The organism is Massilia glaciei, from assembly GCF_003011895.2.
Taxonomy (GTDB): Bacteria; Pseudomonadota; Gammaproteobacteria; order Burkholderiales; family Burkholderiaceae_D; genus Telluria_A; species Telluria_A glaciei.
The window spans coordinates 20,710-35,225 of the sequence record NZ_PXWF02000265.1; the positions used below are offsets into that span (position 1 = coordinate 20,710).

Below are 14,516 nucleotides of genomic sequence, written 5' to 3' on the forward strand. Positions count from 1 at the left end.
CGACGGGGCCATCATTGAGTTCGAGCTGCCATTAATTCGATCAAGCATATCGGTGCACGTTCAGCCACGCGTTTCTGCGACGACTTGTGGCACGTAATTCCCGGACGAAAAAAAACGCGCCAACGGCGCGTTTTCTCATCGGTGCGACCAGCTTAGAAAAAGTGGCGCACGCCGATCGACAGGTTCGACGGATCGGCGCCGAAGGCGGCCGCCGGCGGCACCAGGCCCGAGCCGGCCGAGGCGATGCCGAAGCGGGCAGTGGCGTTGTTGCTCAGGCGCGCGTACGAAGCGTACACATTGGTGCGCTTGGAGAAGGCATACGAGTAGGCCAGCGCCAGGGTGCGGCCCTTGGCGCCGCCCACGTCGAGTTTTTGCTCGCTGGCGTTGGCGAAGAAGGTGCTCGCGCCGGCGGCCAGCGACACGCCCACGCCGAGTTGCTCGTACTTGTTGTTGGGACCGGCCAGGTCGGCGGCCATCCAGTTGCCCTTGATGGCGAAGTTGCCCATCTTGTAGCCGGCGCCGACGATCATTTCCTTGTCGTCGCCAATGGCCAGGCGCTCGACGGTGTGGTAGCCGGCGCCCAGGTACAGGCCGCCGACCGTGTAGTCGACCGCGATGCCCATCAGGTCGAGCGACGGGCCGACCAGGGTTTCGCCGTTGCCGTAGCCGGCGCCGAAGCGCAGACCGTTCATCGGCACCGAGCTGTAGTTGACCGAATTGCTGATGCGGCGGGTCAGGCGGTCGGTGCCGAAGGCGACCAGGTTGGTGCCGTAGAAGCCCTGGCCGAAGATGTCGGAGTTTTTCGCCACTTCGGCGATCGGGGTGTACTCGCGCCCGACCGTGACGGTGCCGAAGCTGCCCTGCAGGCCGACCACCGCGCGGCGGCCGAACAGGGCGCTGTCGCCCATGCCGGTCGAAACGTTGATGCCGCCTTCGAGGTTGAAGATCGCCTTCAGGCCCGAACCGATGTCCTCGACGCCCTTGAAGCCGAAACGGCTGGTCGACTGGTCGCCCGAGTTGACGAGCGTGCGCGTGCCGCCCGGCGTGCCGTTGTCCTCGCGCGCGACGGAGGCGTCGACGATGCCGTAGATGGTCACGCTCGATTGGGCCGAGGCGACGAGGGGAAGTGACGCGATGACAGCGGCTGCCAGCAGTTTGAATTGCATGAAATTTCTCCGATATGTTGGGTGAGGGTAGACAAATGTTCTACTGATCGGAGACAATTATATCGGCATTGCCATAGTTGGGTGCGGGCTTCTCGGCCCGGTGTTGCTTTCTTGTTGCAATGCAGCACCGGCCACCAAGTGGTTGCGGTAGATCAAGGTATTCCCCGTTCGAAACGGGTATGGACGAAAAAAAACGCGCCGGCGGCGCGTTTTTACTAGGTGCGAACTGCTTAGAACGAGTGGCGCACGCCGATCGACAGGTTCGACGGATCGGCGCCGAGGTTGGCCGGCGGCGGGGTCAGCGAGGTGCTCGACGAGTTGATGCCGAACCGCGCGGTCGCGTTGTTGCTCAGGCGCGCGTAAGTGGCGTACGCGTTGGTGCGCTTCGAGAACGCGTAGGAGTAGGCCACCGCCAGGGTGTTGCCCTTGGCGCCGCCGGCCTCGAGTTTCTGCTGCTGGTAGTTGGCGTAGAAGGTGCTCGCGCCGGACGACATCGAGGCGCCCAGGTTGACCTGCTCGTACTTGTTGTTGGCGCCGGTCAGGTCGGCGACCATGTAGTTGCCCTTGATCGAGACCGGGCCCATCTTGTAACCGGCGCCGACGATCATCTCCTTGTCGTCGCCGGAGGCGAGGCGCTCGACCGTGTGGTAGCCGGCGCCGACATAGAACTTGCCGATGGTGTAGTCGGCCGAAATGCCCATGATGTCGAGCGACGGACCGGTCAGCGCCTCGCCGGCGCCGTAGGCCGCGCCGACGCGCAAGCCGCTCATCGGCACCGACTTGTAGTTGACCGAGTTGCTGATGCGGCGCGTCAGGCGGCCGGTGCCGAAGGCGCTCAGGTTGGTGCCGTAGAAGCCCTGGCCGAAGATGTCGGACTCTTTGGCGACATCGGCGATCGGGGTGTATTCGCGGCCGAGCGTGACCGAACCGAAGCTGCCTTGCAGGCCGACCACGGCGCGGCGGCCGAACAGGGCGCTGTCGCCCATGCCGGTGTCGATGGCGACACCGCCTTCGAGGTTGAAGATCGCTTTCAGGCCGGAACCGATGTCTTCGGCGCCCTTGAAGCCGAAGCGGCTGCTCGACTGGTTGCCCGAGTTGAGCACGGTGCGGCTGCCGTTCGGCGCGCCGTTGTCCTCGTAGGCCACGGCGGCGTCGAGGACGCCGTAGATGGTGACGCTCGATTGGGCGGAGGCGACGAGTGGAAGTGTCGCGCAGATAGCCGCTGCCAAAAGTTTGAATTGCATTTAATTCTCCAATAAGTTACTTCGAGGGGTAGACAATGTGCTACTGATCGAAAGCGATTTTATCGGCGAAGTTTTACAGCTTGATGACATGGAAAAATTGTTGCGCGTTTTCCACAGCCGGCGCGGCGCGGCCGCGACCGGTCATTCCTCGCGCCGCGGCAGGTCGAGCACGACGTCGATGCGGGTGCCGGGCGGGTCGTCGGCGCTGACGGTGATTTCGCCGTGCATGGCCCAGACCCGCTCGCGCATGCCGATCAGGCCGAGCGACTCGGCTTTTTCCATGTCGGCGACCTCGATGCCGCGGCCGTCGTCGCGGATGGTGATCAAGAGCTGACCGTTGATGCGGTACAGGTTCATGGTCACATTGCTTGCGCCCGCGTGGCGCGCGATGTTGGTCAGCGCCTCCTGGACGATGCGGAAGATGGCGGTGCTGGCGGCGTCGTCGAGGCGCAGTTCGGCCTCGTCGGCGTACAGGGTGCACGGGATGCCGTAGCGTTCGACGAAGTCGTCGCGCAGGCCCCCGAGCGCGAAGAACAGGCCGCCTTCGTCGAGCGCGCGCGGGCGCAGGTTGCTGGCGATGCGGCGCAGCGAGGTGATCGCGGTCAGCAGGCGCTCGTCCATGCCGCGCATGATGGGCGCGCTGCCCTGGGTCGCGCCGGCCTCCCGCTGCAGCAGGGCCAGGTCCATGCGCAGCGAGGCGAGGATCTGGCCGAGGTCGTCGTGCAGTTCGCGCGCGATGTGGGCGCGTTCCTCCTCGCGGATGGTCTGCAGCGCGGCCGAGAGCTGGCGCAGCTGCGCGTGCGAGCGCGACAATTTCTCCTGCACCTGCTGGCGCTCGGTGACATCGCGCAAGATGATGGTGTGGATCGGTTCGCCGTTCTCGAGCACGTGCGAGGTCGAGCCCTCGAGCGGGAAGGTGGCGCCGGTGGCCTTGATGCCGGTGACCGCGTAATCGGTCGCGCGGCGCCCGGCGCGCCCGCCGGGGTCGCCGAAATGGGCGGTCGGCGATTCGCCCGACGAGGGCAGCGGCGAGATGAAGTCGCCGACTGGGCGCCCCCGCATGGCCGCCACGGTGGTCGAGAACATGGCCGCCGCCGACGGGTTGGCCAACACGATGGTGTGCGCCGCGTCGGTCGAGATGATCGCCTCGCTGGCGTTTTCGACGATGTCGCCGCTGTGGTTGCGCGGGGCGGGCGCGGCGCCCGAGCGGGCGAACAGGCGTGCGAGCAGGTGGCCGCCGGCCAGGCCGAGGGCGAGCATCAGGGGGGGGAGGAGGCGGGAGCGGGGTCGGTTGTTCACTGCGGCAGCGTTCAAAAAAGTGGTCCCCGGAAGCGGGCCCACCTTTACCTTAGGGCGGGGCGGGTTTTACCGTTTGACGCCGCGCAAGAAGTTCGTTGCCACGGCCACGCGATTGGACTTCCGCGGAAATGTCCCCGACGTCCTCCTCGCGAAACCGAGGAATCCCTGCCGGGCATGCCTGTGCAACGCGTATCGCCTACATCTGCTTAAACAAATGCAAGAAACTACGGCTCACCTCAAGCTTGTCCGACTTGCCCTTGATAAGCACCAGATGGCGGCCGCGGATGTCGCGCGTGACGCCTTCGATCGCGTTCACGTTGACCAGCGTGGCGCGGTGGATCTGCCAGAACAGCGCCGGATCGAGCTCCTCTGCCAGGTCGCGCACCGGCTTGCGGATCAGGGCCTCGAAGCGGTCGGTCTGGACGCAGGTGTATTTTTCGTCGGAACGGAAAAACAAAATCTCCTCGACCGGAATCATGCGCAGATCCTGCCCGATGCTGGCCTGGATCCATTGCAGGTAGGTCGGCTTGGGCGCGGCCATTTTTTCGGCCAGCTGCGACAGCATCGCCGTCACGCTGTCGTTGGCCGCCTCCTTCGGTTTTTCGAGGCGCAGCTTGAGCCGTTCGACCGTCACCTGCAAACGCTCCTGCTCGGGCGGCTTGAGCACGTAGTCGACCGCGCCGCGCTCGAACGCCTCGACCGCATACTGGTCGTACGCCGTCACGAACACGATGTTGCTTTGCGTGCCGATCAAGCGCGCCGCCTCCATGCCGTTGGTGCCCGGCATTCGGATGTCGAGGAAGGTCAGGTCGGGCTTGAGCTCGGCCACCAGCGCGACCGCCTCGTCGCCATTTTTTGCCTCGCCGATAATCTCGAGCTCGGGCCACACCTGGTTCAGGCGCAGGCGCAACTGGTCGCGCATCAGTCTTTCGTCGTCGGCAATAATGGCTGTAGGCATGGTTGTAATGGGTAAAAGGGTAGGCGCCAATTATTGAATACATTGGCATTTTAATCAATGGATTCCAGCGGGCCGGGCCGCGCATTTGAGTGCCCGGCGCAACACGGTTAAACTCGTTCCTTTCCACAAGGAGTCCATATGCCCGCAACTGCCATGATCCGTCCGCGTCTGTCCAGCCTGCTCTTGCTCGCCGCCTTGTCCGGCGCCTTGTCCTGCGCCTTGTCAGGCGCCGCCACGGCGCAAGATTTTTCCAAGGTCCAGGTCAAGTCCGAGAAATTGAACGACACGACCTATATGCTGATCGGCGCCGGCGGCAACCTGGCGGTCGCCTTCGGGCCCGACGCCGTGTTCGTCGTCGACGACCAGTACGCGCCGATGACGCCCAAGCTCAAGGCGGCGATCGCGGCGCTGACAAGCGAGCCGGTCAAGTTCGTGCTCAACACGCACTGGCACGGCGACCACACGGGCGGCAACGAAAACTTCGGCAAGGCCGGCGCCACCATCGTCGCCCACGAAAACGTGCGCAAGCGCATGTCGTCCGACCAGCTCATCGCCTTCTTCTCGAAGCCGGTCAAGGCCTCCCCCAAACAGGCGCTGCCGGTCGTCACCTTCGGCCGCGACGTCACCTTCCACCTCAACGGCGACGAGATCCATGTGTTCCACGTCCCCAACGGCCACACCGACGGCGATGCGATCGTGCATTTTAAGAACGGCAACATCATGCACCTGGGGGACTTGTTCTTCAATAAATCCTATCCCTTCATCGATATCTCGAGCGGCGGTTCGGTCGCTGGCGTGATCGCGGCGGCCGACCAGGCGCTGGCGCTGGCCAACGAGGACACCAAGATCATCCCCGGGCACGGCCCGCTGGCCGGCAGGGCGGACCTGCAAGCCTACCGCGACTTGTTGCGCACGGTGGCGGCGAAATTGATGGCGCACAAGCGCGACGGCAGGACGCTGGCCGAGGTGGTCGCGGCCAAGCCGAGCGCCGAATTCGATGCGCTGTGGGGCAAGGGATTCATCACGCCGGATGCCTTCGTGACGATGCTGTGGCAGGACATCAACCGCAAGTAGGCCCGATGCCTGCCGCCCAAAGCGCTCAGCGCGCCGGCTGGTAGGGCACCTCGACGGTGGCGACCACGCCGGACGGGGTGTTGGGCGCGATGTCGAGCCGGCCCTGTTCGCCGTGCAGCAACTTGAGTCGCTCGCGGATCGTCGGCAGGCCCAGGCCGGTGCCGTCGCTCGGCATCACGCCGAAACCGACGCCGTCGTCGCTGACGATGACGCGCAGGCGCCCGCCGGACACCTCGGCGACGACCCGCAGCGTGCCGCCCTCGGCCTTGCACTCGAGGCCGTGCTTGATCGCGTTCTCGACCATCGATTGCAGCATCATCGGCGGAAAGGCCGCGCCGCGCAGCACCTCGGGGATCTGGAGGTCGACGACCAGGCGCTCCTCCATGCGCATCTTGAGCAGGTTCAGGTAGGCGCGCACCATGTCGACCTCGCGCCCGAGGTTGGTGATGACGGCGTTGTCGCGCATCTGCGGCAGCACAGCGCGCAGGTACTGGATCAGGCTGCGCTGCATGGCCGAGGCGCGCGGCGGATTGGTCTCGATCAGGTATTCGACCGAGGCCAGGGTGTTGAACAAAAAGTGCGGCTCGACCTGCGCCTGCATCATCTGCATTTTGGCCTCCGACAGCTGGCGCTGCATCGATTCGCGCTCGGCCGCGGCGTTGGCGGCCAAGGTTTCGGCCTCGGCGCGCTTCTTGCCGCCCACCAGCGCCTTGGTGCCGAACAGCGCGAGCACCAGCAACCACACGAAGCTCATGAACCAGGTCGAGGCCTGCTTGGTCGAGGTCTTCGACTTTTGTTTGGCCGCGTTGTCGACCGCCTCTTCGATCGCATTCGACAGCTCGATGCCGATCTCGGGCGGCAGTTCGATGTGCACCGGCTCGGTGCCGGCGACCGCCCGCGCCGAGGCAATCGCCGCGGCCTCGTCGTCGCCCTGTCCGCCCGCCTCGGGTGGCAGCGGCGGCTCGGGCGGCTCCGCCGGCTCGGGCGGCCTGGGCAGGCTGGTGCTGGCGCCGCGCGGCGCCTTGGTGGTCGGATTGAAGTAGATGCCCGTCTCGTCGAACCAGATACTGCTCTCGGGCTTGGACGGCCGGCCCGACACGTGCGAGGGGTCCTCTTCGGTGGTCCCCGAAAACAACTGGTCCTGCAAGATCCCGCCGGCGATCACGGCCAATGCGGCGAACAGGAAGAACTTCCACCACGACAGCTGGGTGACCCAGTTGGTGACCCGGTCGAAGCCGCGGTGCAGCAAGGCCAGCATGGTGGTGAGGACGCTTTCGGGGGGGAGCCGTGCTTGCATGGTCGGGAATCGGACAGCCGTGATCGGTCATTGACAAGCGGCGAGTGTAAGGCATCGCGCCTGTGATGGCGAATTTCCGGACTGCAACGACAAATATTGTTGGGACAATGCAACTGTAAGCCTAACCGCGCGCCGGGGCCGGCCGAATGCGACAGGCTTCAAGATGGCGGGCCCAGAACGCCGGTAAGGGGTTCAGGGCGTCGGGCTCGCCGGGTGCATCTGCACCGTGAAGTAGCGGTAGGCGTTGCGTCCGGCGTGCTTGGCCACGTACATGGCCACGTACATGGCCAGGTCGGCGTTGCGCACCAGCATGTCGGGCACGATCGAGTCTTGCGGGGACAGCGAGATGCCGATGCTGGCGCTGATGGTCGCGTTTTGGGGGCCGAGCGGGAACGGCGCGCCCAAGGCGTCGAGGAGCTCGCGCGCGATGACGTCGATGTGGGCCTCGCGCGTGACGTCGGTGAGGATGACGGTGAATTCGTCGCCGCCGATGCGCGCCACGGTGTCGGTGTCGCGCACGCATCCGTTGATGCGGTGCGCGGCCTGGCGCAGCAGCTCGTCGCCGGCCGCGTGCCCGAGCTCGTCGTTGACGGCCTTGAAGCCGTCGAGGTCGATGAACAGCAGCGCCAGCGGCAGGCCGGTGCGCAAGGCGTGCTTGATTTCGTGGTCGAGCCGGTCGCGGAACAGGCTGAGGTTGGGCAGGCCGGTGAGCGAGTCGTAGTTGGCGCTGCGCCGCACCCGCTCCTCGTTGGCCTTGCGTTCGGTGATGTCGCGCGCGGTGCCGGCCACCGCCTCGACCCGGCCCTGCTCGTCGAGCACGGGCACCAGCAGGTATTCGTACGACAGCGCGCGCGTCGGTGATCGCGTACACCATCTCGCCGCGGTACGGGCTGCCCGTCAGCAGCACCGCGTTCACGTGGCTGTACAGGTCGCCGGCCATGGGCGAGGCCAGCACGAACAGGTTTTGACCGACTATCTCGCTGGCCGCCATCTCGAACATCGAGGCGAACGCCTTGTTCACGTATTTCAGGCGCCCGTCCGGGGCGACGATGAAGTTCAGGTCGGGCGAGGACGAGAGCAGGGCGTCGAACAGGCGCGTGTTGCGCTCGCGGTCGGCCGAATAGCGTTCGAGCGACTCCGACAGGGCCTGGTCGATGGCCTCGTTGAAGCGGGTGATATCTTCGCCGCGCCGGTTTGGGAAGTCGGGCTCGTGGTCGGTCCACAGGCGCAGCACGCTCGCGCGCAGGGCGCGGTATTCGGACATGGTGTCGTTGACACTGAAGCCCTCGAGCAGGCGCGCCGCGCCGTGCAGGGCCGCCTCGCTCGCGTCGCCCGCGCCCGCGGGCGCCTTGCCCTTGCCCTTTTGGTCCTGCTGCTCGGGCGTCTGGCTCGATTCGAGGTCGGTGGCGATGGCGTCGAGGATGCCGGCGGCATGGTCGCGCAAGGTCTTTCGGTCTTGCTGGCGCGCCGACGGGATGTCGCGCGCGAAACGCTCCCATTCGTCGAGGATGGTTTCCATCTTGGTGCGGATGAAATCGGCAAACGTCATGGTCGCGCTCCCGGTGTCGGTGGGTTGGTGCGTTGGCACGGTGGGCACCGTGGGGCTCAGCGCGGTTGCTCCGCCAGCAGGGCGTGCAGCGCGTCGGCCGTGAGCGGCTTGCTGTAGAAGTGGCCCTGGATCTGGTCGCAGCCGTGCTGCCTGAGGAATTCGGTCTGGTCCTGCGTCTCGACGCCAGGCGCGACCACCGTCATGTCGAGGTGGTGGGCGATGTCGATCAGCGCCCCGGCCAGCGCCGCCGCGCCGCGGTCGGGCACGATGTCGCGCACCACTTCGGGCGTTAGGGTGAGATTGGCGGCGGCCAGCGCGGGCAGCTCGCTCAGACTGGTGAGGCCGTCGCCGAAATGGTCGATCGACAGCCTCAGGCCCAGCGCGCCGGCCTGGCGCGCCAATTCGCGGCTTAGTTCGCGGTTGCACAGCAGCGACTCCTCGGTCAACTCGAGCGCGAGCGCGTCCGGCGCAAGTCCGAGGCGCTCCAATTGCGCGCCGATGTCGACGATGAAATTGGGCTGGCTGAATTGGCGGTAGCTCGCGTTCATCGACACCCGCAGCCCGCCATGTCCGGCGTCGCGCAGCCGCGCCATGAGCGCGCACACCTCGTCGAGCACCCAGCGGCCGATCGGCACCGCCATGCCGTTGTCCTCGGCCTCCGGCAGGAACGACGGTGGCAGCAGCACGCCGTGCTGCGGATGGCGCCAGCGCAGCAGCGCCTCAACCCCGGCCACGCGCCGGCTCGCAAGCGACAGGCGCGGCTTGTGGACGAGGAAGAATTCGTCGTGCAGGAGCGCCGCGCGCATCTCGGCCTCGAGCCGGTGGCGCGACTCGCTCGTCGACTTCATCACGGGTGAAAAAAAGCCGACCGCCGCGCTGCCGCCGGCCTTGGCGTGGTACATCGCGATGTCGACGCAGCGCACCAGGTCGAAGGCGTTGCCGGCGTCGTGGGGATAGACGGCGACGCCGATGCTCGCCGCCAGCGGCAGGCTGGTCTGCTCGAACGGGACCGGCCGCGCCACGCGCGCCTGCACCCGGTCGATGATGCGCATGGCGAAGCGCAGCGAGGGCTGGTCGGCCAACACCAGCACGAATTGGTCGGCGCTCAGGCGCGCCACCGTGTGGGGGGGCGCGCGCCGAATCGGCCAGCCGCGCGGCCACCGCCCTGAGCACCGCGTCGCCGCCCTGGTGGCCCCAGCTCTCGTTGATGTGCTTGAAGCCCTTGAGGTCGGCCAGCACCACCACGACCAGGCTCTTGTTGCGCTGGGCCACGACCAGCGTCTGCTCGAGGCGCTCCCACAACAGCTTGCGGTTGGCCAGGCCGGTGAGCGGGTCGTGTGTGATCTCGTGCTCGAGGTAGCGGGTGCGCTGGTGGGCCTGGGTCACGTCGCTGAGCACGCCGATGATGTGCGTCACGACGCCGTGCTCGTCGGCCACCGGGGTGATGCCCAGCTCGACGTAGCTGCGCCGCCCGTCGCGCAGTTGGCTAAGGACGACGGTGTGGTGGCGCCGCGTGACGATCGCGTCGGCCAGCGCGGCGCGGCCGGCCTCGTCGAGGCCGCGCGCTGCCAGTGCGCAGCCGTCGCGTCCGATGACATCGGCCGCGCTCAGGCCGGTCATGCGCTCGAACGCGGGGTTGACGTATTCGACCGGGTTGTCGGGCACGTCGCAGCGCGCGATCACGATGCCGCTGCTGACCGCGTGCAAGGCGCGTTCGCGCAGGCACAACTGGATCTCGCGCTCGTCCCTCGCGGGCTTGGCGCCATCGGAGTTGTGGTTCGCGTCATTGGCCGCCATCGTCTCCTCGGTGCAGCAGGGCGCGGCGCCGACGCCGCGCGGTCTCGGTTCGACCGCCCGCGCGCCTTTGCGTTCCGTGCGAATCGCTTGCCTGGCGCCGCGATTATTTCAAGCCACGCCCGCCGGCGTCACGCCAGCGTCATCTTCGCTCACTAGAATCGGCACGCATCCCCTCCCACAGTCATAGGAACGAGCAAAATGAACCAAGCCGACAAGCAAGCAATGACGACGATCGACCCCGACGATATTGGCACCAATTCGACCGACAACACGCACTTCAGCACGGTGCTGAGCGCGCGCCTGAGCCGGCGCAGCCTGTTGCGCGGCGGCGCCGCCTCGGCCGCCAGCGTGGTGCTCGGCGCGATCGGCCTGAGCGCCTGCGGCGGCACCTCCGACAGCCCGGCGGCGCCGCCCCCGGCCGCGCCGGCCGCGCCCGAAAAGCTGCTCGGCTTCAGCGCCGTCGGCAAGAGCCTGCTCGACAGCGTGGTGGTGCCGGCCGGCTACACGGCAACCGCGATCTACGCCCTCGGCGACCCGCTCGACGCCGCCACGCCGGCCTACAAGAACGACGGCAGCGACACCGGCTTCGAGAACCGCGCCGGCGACCACCACGACGGCATGGAATGGTTCGGGCTCGACGCCGACGGCAAGGCCTCCGACAGCGCCATCGCGCGCGGCCTGCTCGCCGTCAACCACGAGGCCACGACCGACGAGAAGCTGGCCTCGTTCTTCCTGCACGCGGGCGGCGGCACCACCACGCTGCCGCGCCCGGCCGCCGAGGTCGACAAGGAGACCGCGATCCACGGGGTCGCCATCGTCGAGGTGCGCGCCGCCGCCGGCAAATGGGAATACCAGAAGGGCTCGGCGTTCAACCGCCGCCTGACCTGCCTGTCCGAGATCGAGATCGCCGGGCCGGCGCGCGGCAACCGCCTGCTCGTGACCAAATACTCGGCCGGCGGCACCAAGACGCGCGGCACGCTCAACAACTGCGGCACCGGCAAGACGCCGTGGGGCAGCTTTTTGACGGGCGAGGAGAATTTCGCCGGCTACTTCACGCGCGCCGCCACCGACGACCTCGCGCGCGGCAACGACAAGAGCGTCGCCGCCCTCAGGCGCTACGGCCGCAACCAGGGCGCGGCCTCGCGCCACGGATGGGAAAGCGCGGGCGCCGACGACAAATACCAGCGCTGGAACAACAGCAAGACGGGCGTGTCGGCCGACGGCAGCGACGACTACCGCAACGAACTGAACGGCATGGGCTACATCGTCGAACTCGACGCCTACGACAAGACGGCGCTGGCGCGCAAGCGCTCGGGGCTGGGCCGCTTCGCGCACGAGAGCGCCGCCTTTGGCAAGCCGGTCGCTGGCGCGCCGCTGGCGGTGTACATGGGCGACGATTCGCGCAACGAATACATCTACAAATACGTCTCGGCGGCCAACTGGGACGCGGCCGACGCGCGCCCGGCGAACCGGCTCGCGGCGGGCGACAAGTACCTCGACAACGGCAAGCTGTACGCGGCCAAGTTCAACGCCGACGGCGGCGGCCAGTGGATCGAATTGTCGGTCGCCAACCCGCTCGTGGCCGGCTACGCCGCCTACGCCTTCGCCGACCAGGCCGACGTGGTGGTCAACGCACGCCTCGCCGCCGACGCGGTCGGCGCGACCAAGATGGACCGGCCCGAATGGTGCTCGGTGAACCCGGCCAACGGCGAGGTCTATTTCTGCCTGACCAACAACAGCAACCGCGCGGTCGAACCGAGCGGCGCGCAAGTGGCGCCCGACAGCGCCAATCCGCGCGCCTACAGCGACATCAAGGGCGGCGCGAGCTTGCAGAAGGGCAATCCGAACGGCCACATTTTGCGCATGAAGGAGGGCGCGGCTGGCGCGGCGGCGGGCATTTTCAGCTGGGACGTGTACCTGTTCGGCGCCGAGGCGAGCGCCGATCCGGGCAAGGTCAATTTGTCGGCCCTGGCGGGCGACCAGGATTTCTCGAGCCCGGACGGCATCGTGTTCAGCGCCGCAACCGGCATCTGCTGGATCCAGACCGACGACGGCGCCTACACCGATGTGAGCAATTGCATGATGCTCGCCGCGATGCCGGGTCAGGTGGGGGACGGCCAAAAGGTTTCGCTGAGCTACCCGAAGGCCGGCGGCGGCGCCCTGGTGCTCGACACCCACGTGGGCAAGGCGCCGACCAGGGACAACTTGAAGCGTTTCCTGGTCGGGCCGGTCGGCTGCGAGATCACGGGCCTGTGCGAGACGCCGGACGGCAAGGCGATGTTCGTCAACATCCAGCATCCGGGCGAGTCGACCAGTCACCTCGACATCGCCGATCCGGCCAGGTACACCAGCCAGTGGCCGGGCAACGCGGGATATGGCGCCGGCAAGCGTCCCCGTTCGGCCACCATCGTCATCACCAAGAACGACGGCGGGCGCATCGGCAGCTAAGGCGCGTTGGCCGGCCGTGTGCGCGCCCCTGCGAAGTGGCGCGCACATGGCGGGCCGGGCTCCGGAGGGCTCGGCTATGGCTGCTGTGGCGGGCTCCCTACGCGGCAAACGCCTCGCGCAATGGGAGGTCGCCCCGCTCGAGCGCGGGCCGGTCCCACCGGCCCAGCGTTTCCGCCGCGCCGTAGCTGCGCTCCAAAAACGCGAGCAGCAGCGCGTCCGGCGCGGCCGCCTGCCTGATCACGTCGTAGGGCAGCACGAATTCGCGCAGGGCCGCGTTGTAGCCGGCGCCGGGCAGGTCGAGCTCGGCCTCGCTGAAGCCGCCCGGTTCCGGATACGCATACGAGTAAAACAAGGGGAACGGGGTGGCGTCGCCGCCGGGCCAGAAGCCGGCGCTGCTGACCTCGTGCGAATAGGCTTCGCGCACGATCCAGTCGGCCAGGTGCGGAACGCCGCCCGGATGCCTGGAGGCGGGGCGGCCCGAAAAGCGCGTGACCGCAAGGTCGAAACTGCCCCAGAAGAAATGCACGGGACTGCATTTGCCGATGAAGCGCGCGCGGAACATCTTGAGGACGCGGTCGGCCTGCACCATGGCGCGCCACAGGAGCCTGGCCTGTTCCGGGTCGTAGGCGCTGTGGAGTTGGTCGCGGTCGAAGGGGACCGGGTCGGGCACCTCGCAGGGGGTCGCGTTGATGCTGACGCCGATGGCAAGCTCGGCCAGTTTGGCCAGCAGCTCGTGGTAAAAATCGGCCACCGTGCGCGCCTGCAAGGCGAGCATGCGCGTCAGACCGTCGCTGGGCTGGATCTGCAACTGGTGCCTGATGAAGTCGAAGTCGATCTGGAAGGTGCGCCCGCCGCAGGCGATGGGCGAGGTCGTCAGGCCGCGCGCCGTCAAGTACAGGGCGACGTGCCAGGCATGGTTGAACCAGGGCGTTTGCGCCAGCCGGATCTTGCCGACCATTTGCATCCACATGTGCAACGTGGCCCAGGTCGGCGCGCCGGCGGCGAAATCGAGCGCGGGCCAGTCCTCGCCGCGCGCGGGTGGGCCGGCGTACTCGGTGGAAAAATCGATTTGGTCGTCCAGGTGGTCCATGGCTGCCTCCGTGATCATCGACGTTTGTCGTTTGATCGCGCCCGGGGCGAATTGACTCACCGTTGCGCGTGACAGTGGGTCTTAATAGTTCAACGGCAAGGTTTACGGTCTCGGCAGTGTTGCCAACGGCATTGATCAGCCGCCCGCAAGTTTGGCAATATGGCCGAGTTTTTTAAGCGTGGCCATGATCAGTTTGCAATGATCGCCTTGCACCTCGATCACGCCGTCCTTGACCGTGCCGCCGCTCCCGCATGCCGTGCGCAGCTGTTTGCCAAGCTGAGCGAGCGCGGTCGCGTCGAGCGCCACGCCCTTGACGACCGTGACGCACTTGCCGCCGCGTCCCTTGGTCTGGCGCGACACGCGCACCGCGCCGTCGCCGACGGGAACCGCCTTCGCGCTTGCCTTGCAGCTGCATTGGGCGAGCGCGCGCCGGCACGCGGAACAGGTGCGCCCGACTTCGGTCGAATAAACCAGGCCGCCTTTTGAAGATTGATTCATGTTGATGCTCTAAAAATGGTTTGCCGATAGTGTAACCGCTCCGCCTGCGCTAGACTTGGGCGCCATGCAGACCCAGCAATTCTCAATTCAGATTTT

11 protein-coding genes and 2 pseudogenes are annotated in these 14,516 nt (G+C 66.9%); 2 read left to right on the plus strand and 11 right to left on the minus strand.

Going from position 1 to position 14,516, the window contains the following annotated elements:
• Positions 1-152 precede the first annotated feature (152 nt).
• The 4 genes from C7C56_RS19230 to C7C56_RS19245 form a co-directional block, all read right to left on the minus strand.
• Positions 153-1,166 carry a porin gene (locus C7C56_RS19230; protein ID WP_106758988.1) on the minus strand — a complete coding sequence of 338 codons (1,014 nt, stop codon included), beginning with the start codon at positions 1,164-1,166 and terminating at the stop codon, positions 153-155.
• A gap of 230 nt (positions 1,167-1,396) precedes the next feature.
• Positions 1,397-2,410 (minus strand): porin, encoded by a 1,014-nt coding sequence (locus C7C56_RS19235; protein ID WP_106758989.1) that lies wholly within the window; start codon positions 2,408-2,410, stop codon positions 1,397-1,399.
• A gap of 141 nt (positions 2,411-2,551) precedes the next feature.
• The gene (locus C7C56_RS19240) at positions 2,552-3,670 is read right to left on the minus strand and encodes a PAS domain-containing sensor histidine kinase (RefSeq protein ID WP_106758990.1); all 1,119 of its coding nucleotides are present in this window, start codon (positions 3,668-3,670) and stop codon (positions 2,552-2,554) included.
• Between the two features lie 235 nt (positions 3,671-3,905).
• Complete coding sequence (locus tag C7C56_RS19245) at positions 3,906-4,667, minus strand: LytR/AlgR family response regulator transcription factor (protein ID WP_106758991.1); 762 nt, start codon at positions 4,665-4,667, stop codon at positions 3,906-3,908.
• A gap of 138 nt (positions 4,668-4,805) precedes the next feature.
• Between C7C56_RS19245 and C7C56_RS19250 the strand changes: the two genes are divergently transcribed.
• The gene (locus tag C7C56_RS19250; RefSeq protein WP_219933190.1) at positions 4,806-5,741 is read left to right on the plus strand and encodes an MBL fold metallo-hydrolase; all 936 of its coding nucleotides are present in this window, start codon (positions 4,806-4,808) and stop codon (positions 5,739-5,741) included.
• Positions 5,742-5,766: 25 nt separating this feature from the next.
• On the opposite strand, the gene C7C56_RS19255 is transcribed toward C7C56_RS19250, so the two are convergent.
• The 5 genes and pseudogenes from C7C56_RS19255 to C7C56_RS30765 form a co-directional block, all read right to left on the minus strand.
• A complete protein-coding gene (locus tag C7C56_RS19255) occupies positions 5,767-7,038 on the minus strand; it encodes a sensor histidine kinase (protein WP_106758993.1) in 1,272 nt (423 codons plus the stop codon).
• Between the two features lie 192 nt (positions 7,039-7,230).
• Positions 7,231-7,863, minus strand: coding sequence for a GGDEF domain-containing protein (locus tag C7C56_RS19260; RefSeq protein WP_229458866.1), 633 nt, complete (start codon positions 7,861-7,863; stop codon positions 7,231-7,233).
• A gap of 103 nt (positions 7,864-7,966) precedes the next feature.
• Positions 7,967-8,587, minus strand: a pseudogene (locus C7C56_RS30760) (RsbRD N-terminal domain-containing protein); the annotation flags it as partial.
• Between the two features lie 56 nt (positions 8,588-8,643).
• The gene (locus C7C56_RS19270; protein WP_181373251.1) at positions 8,644-9,678 is read right to left on the minus strand and encodes a putative bifunctional diguanylate cyclase/phosphodiesterase; all 1,035 of its coding nucleotides are present in this window, start codon (positions 9,676-9,678) and stop codon (positions 8,644-8,646) included.
• Between the two features lie 97 nt (positions 9,679-9,775).
• Positions 9,776-10,384: pseudogene (locus C7C56_RS30765) on the minus strand (diguanylate cyclase domain-containing protein); the annotation flags it as partial.
• Positions 10,385-10,582: 198 nt separating this feature from the next.
• Here C7C56_RS30765 and C7C56_RS19280 point away from each other — a divergent pair.
• Positions 10,583-12,832, plus strand: coding sequence for a PhoX family protein (locus C7C56_RS19280; RefSeq protein WP_229458868.1), 2,250 nt, complete (start codon positions 10,583-10,585; stop codon positions 12,830-12,832).
• 97 nt (positions 12,833-12,929) lie between these two features.
• Here C7C56_RS19280 and C7C56_RS19285 read toward each other — a convergent pair whose 3' ends face one another.
• Both C7C56_RS19285 and C7C56_RS19290 read right to left on the minus strand, forming a co-directional pair.
• Complete coding sequence (locus C7C56_RS19285; RefSeq protein ID WP_219933191.1) at positions 12,930-13,922, minus strand: DUF5996 family protein; 993 nt, start codon at positions 13,920-13,922, stop codon at positions 12,930-12,932.
• A gap of 135 nt (positions 13,923-14,057) precedes the next feature.
• Positions 14,058-14,420 carry a translation initiation factor Sui1 gene (locus tag C7C56_RS19290; RefSeq protein ID WP_106758997.1) on the minus strand — a complete coding sequence of 121 codons (363 nt, stop codon included), beginning with the start codon at positions 14,418-14,420 and terminating at the stop codon, positions 14,058-14,060.
• Between the last annotated feature and the right edge of the window lie 96 nt (positions 14,421-14,516).

Coding starts and splice junctions, on each gene's coding strand:
- C7C56_RS19250 (WP_219933190.1), top strand. CDS start 4,806: ATGCCCGCAACTGCCATGATCCGTCCGCGTCTGTCCAGCCTGCTCTTG.
- C7C56_RS19285 (WP_219933191.1), bottom strand. CDS start 13,922: ATGGACCACCTGGACGACCAAATCGATTTTTCCACCGAGTACGCCGGC.
- C7C56_RS19255 (WP_106758993.1), bottom strand. CDS start 7,038: ATGCAAGCACGGCTCCCCCCCGAAAGCGTCCTCACCACCATGCTGGCC.
- C7C56_RS19230 (WP_106758988.1), bottom strand. CDS start 1,166: ATGCAATTCAAACTGCTGGCAGCCGCTGTCATCGCGTCACTTCCCCTC.
- C7C56_RS19240 (WP_106758990.1), bottom strand. CDS start 3,670: ATGCTCGCCCTCGGCCTGGCCGGCGGCCACCTGCTCGCACGCCTGTTC.
- C7C56_RS19280 (WP_229458868.1), top strand. CDS start 10,583: ATGAACCAAGCCGACAAGCAAGCAATGACGACGATCGACCCCGACGAT.
- C7C56_RS19245 (WP_106758991.1), bottom strand. CDS start 4,667: ATGCCTACAGCCATTATTGCCGACGACGAAAGACTGATGCGCGACCAG.
- C7C56_RS19290 (WP_106758997.1), bottom strand. CDS start 14,420: ATGAATCAATCTTCAAAAGGCGGCCTGGTTTATTCGACCGAAGTCGGG.
- C7C56_RS19235 (WP_106758989.1), bottom strand. CDS start 2,410: ATGCAATTCAAACTTTTGGCAGCGGCTATCTGCGCGACACTTCCACTC.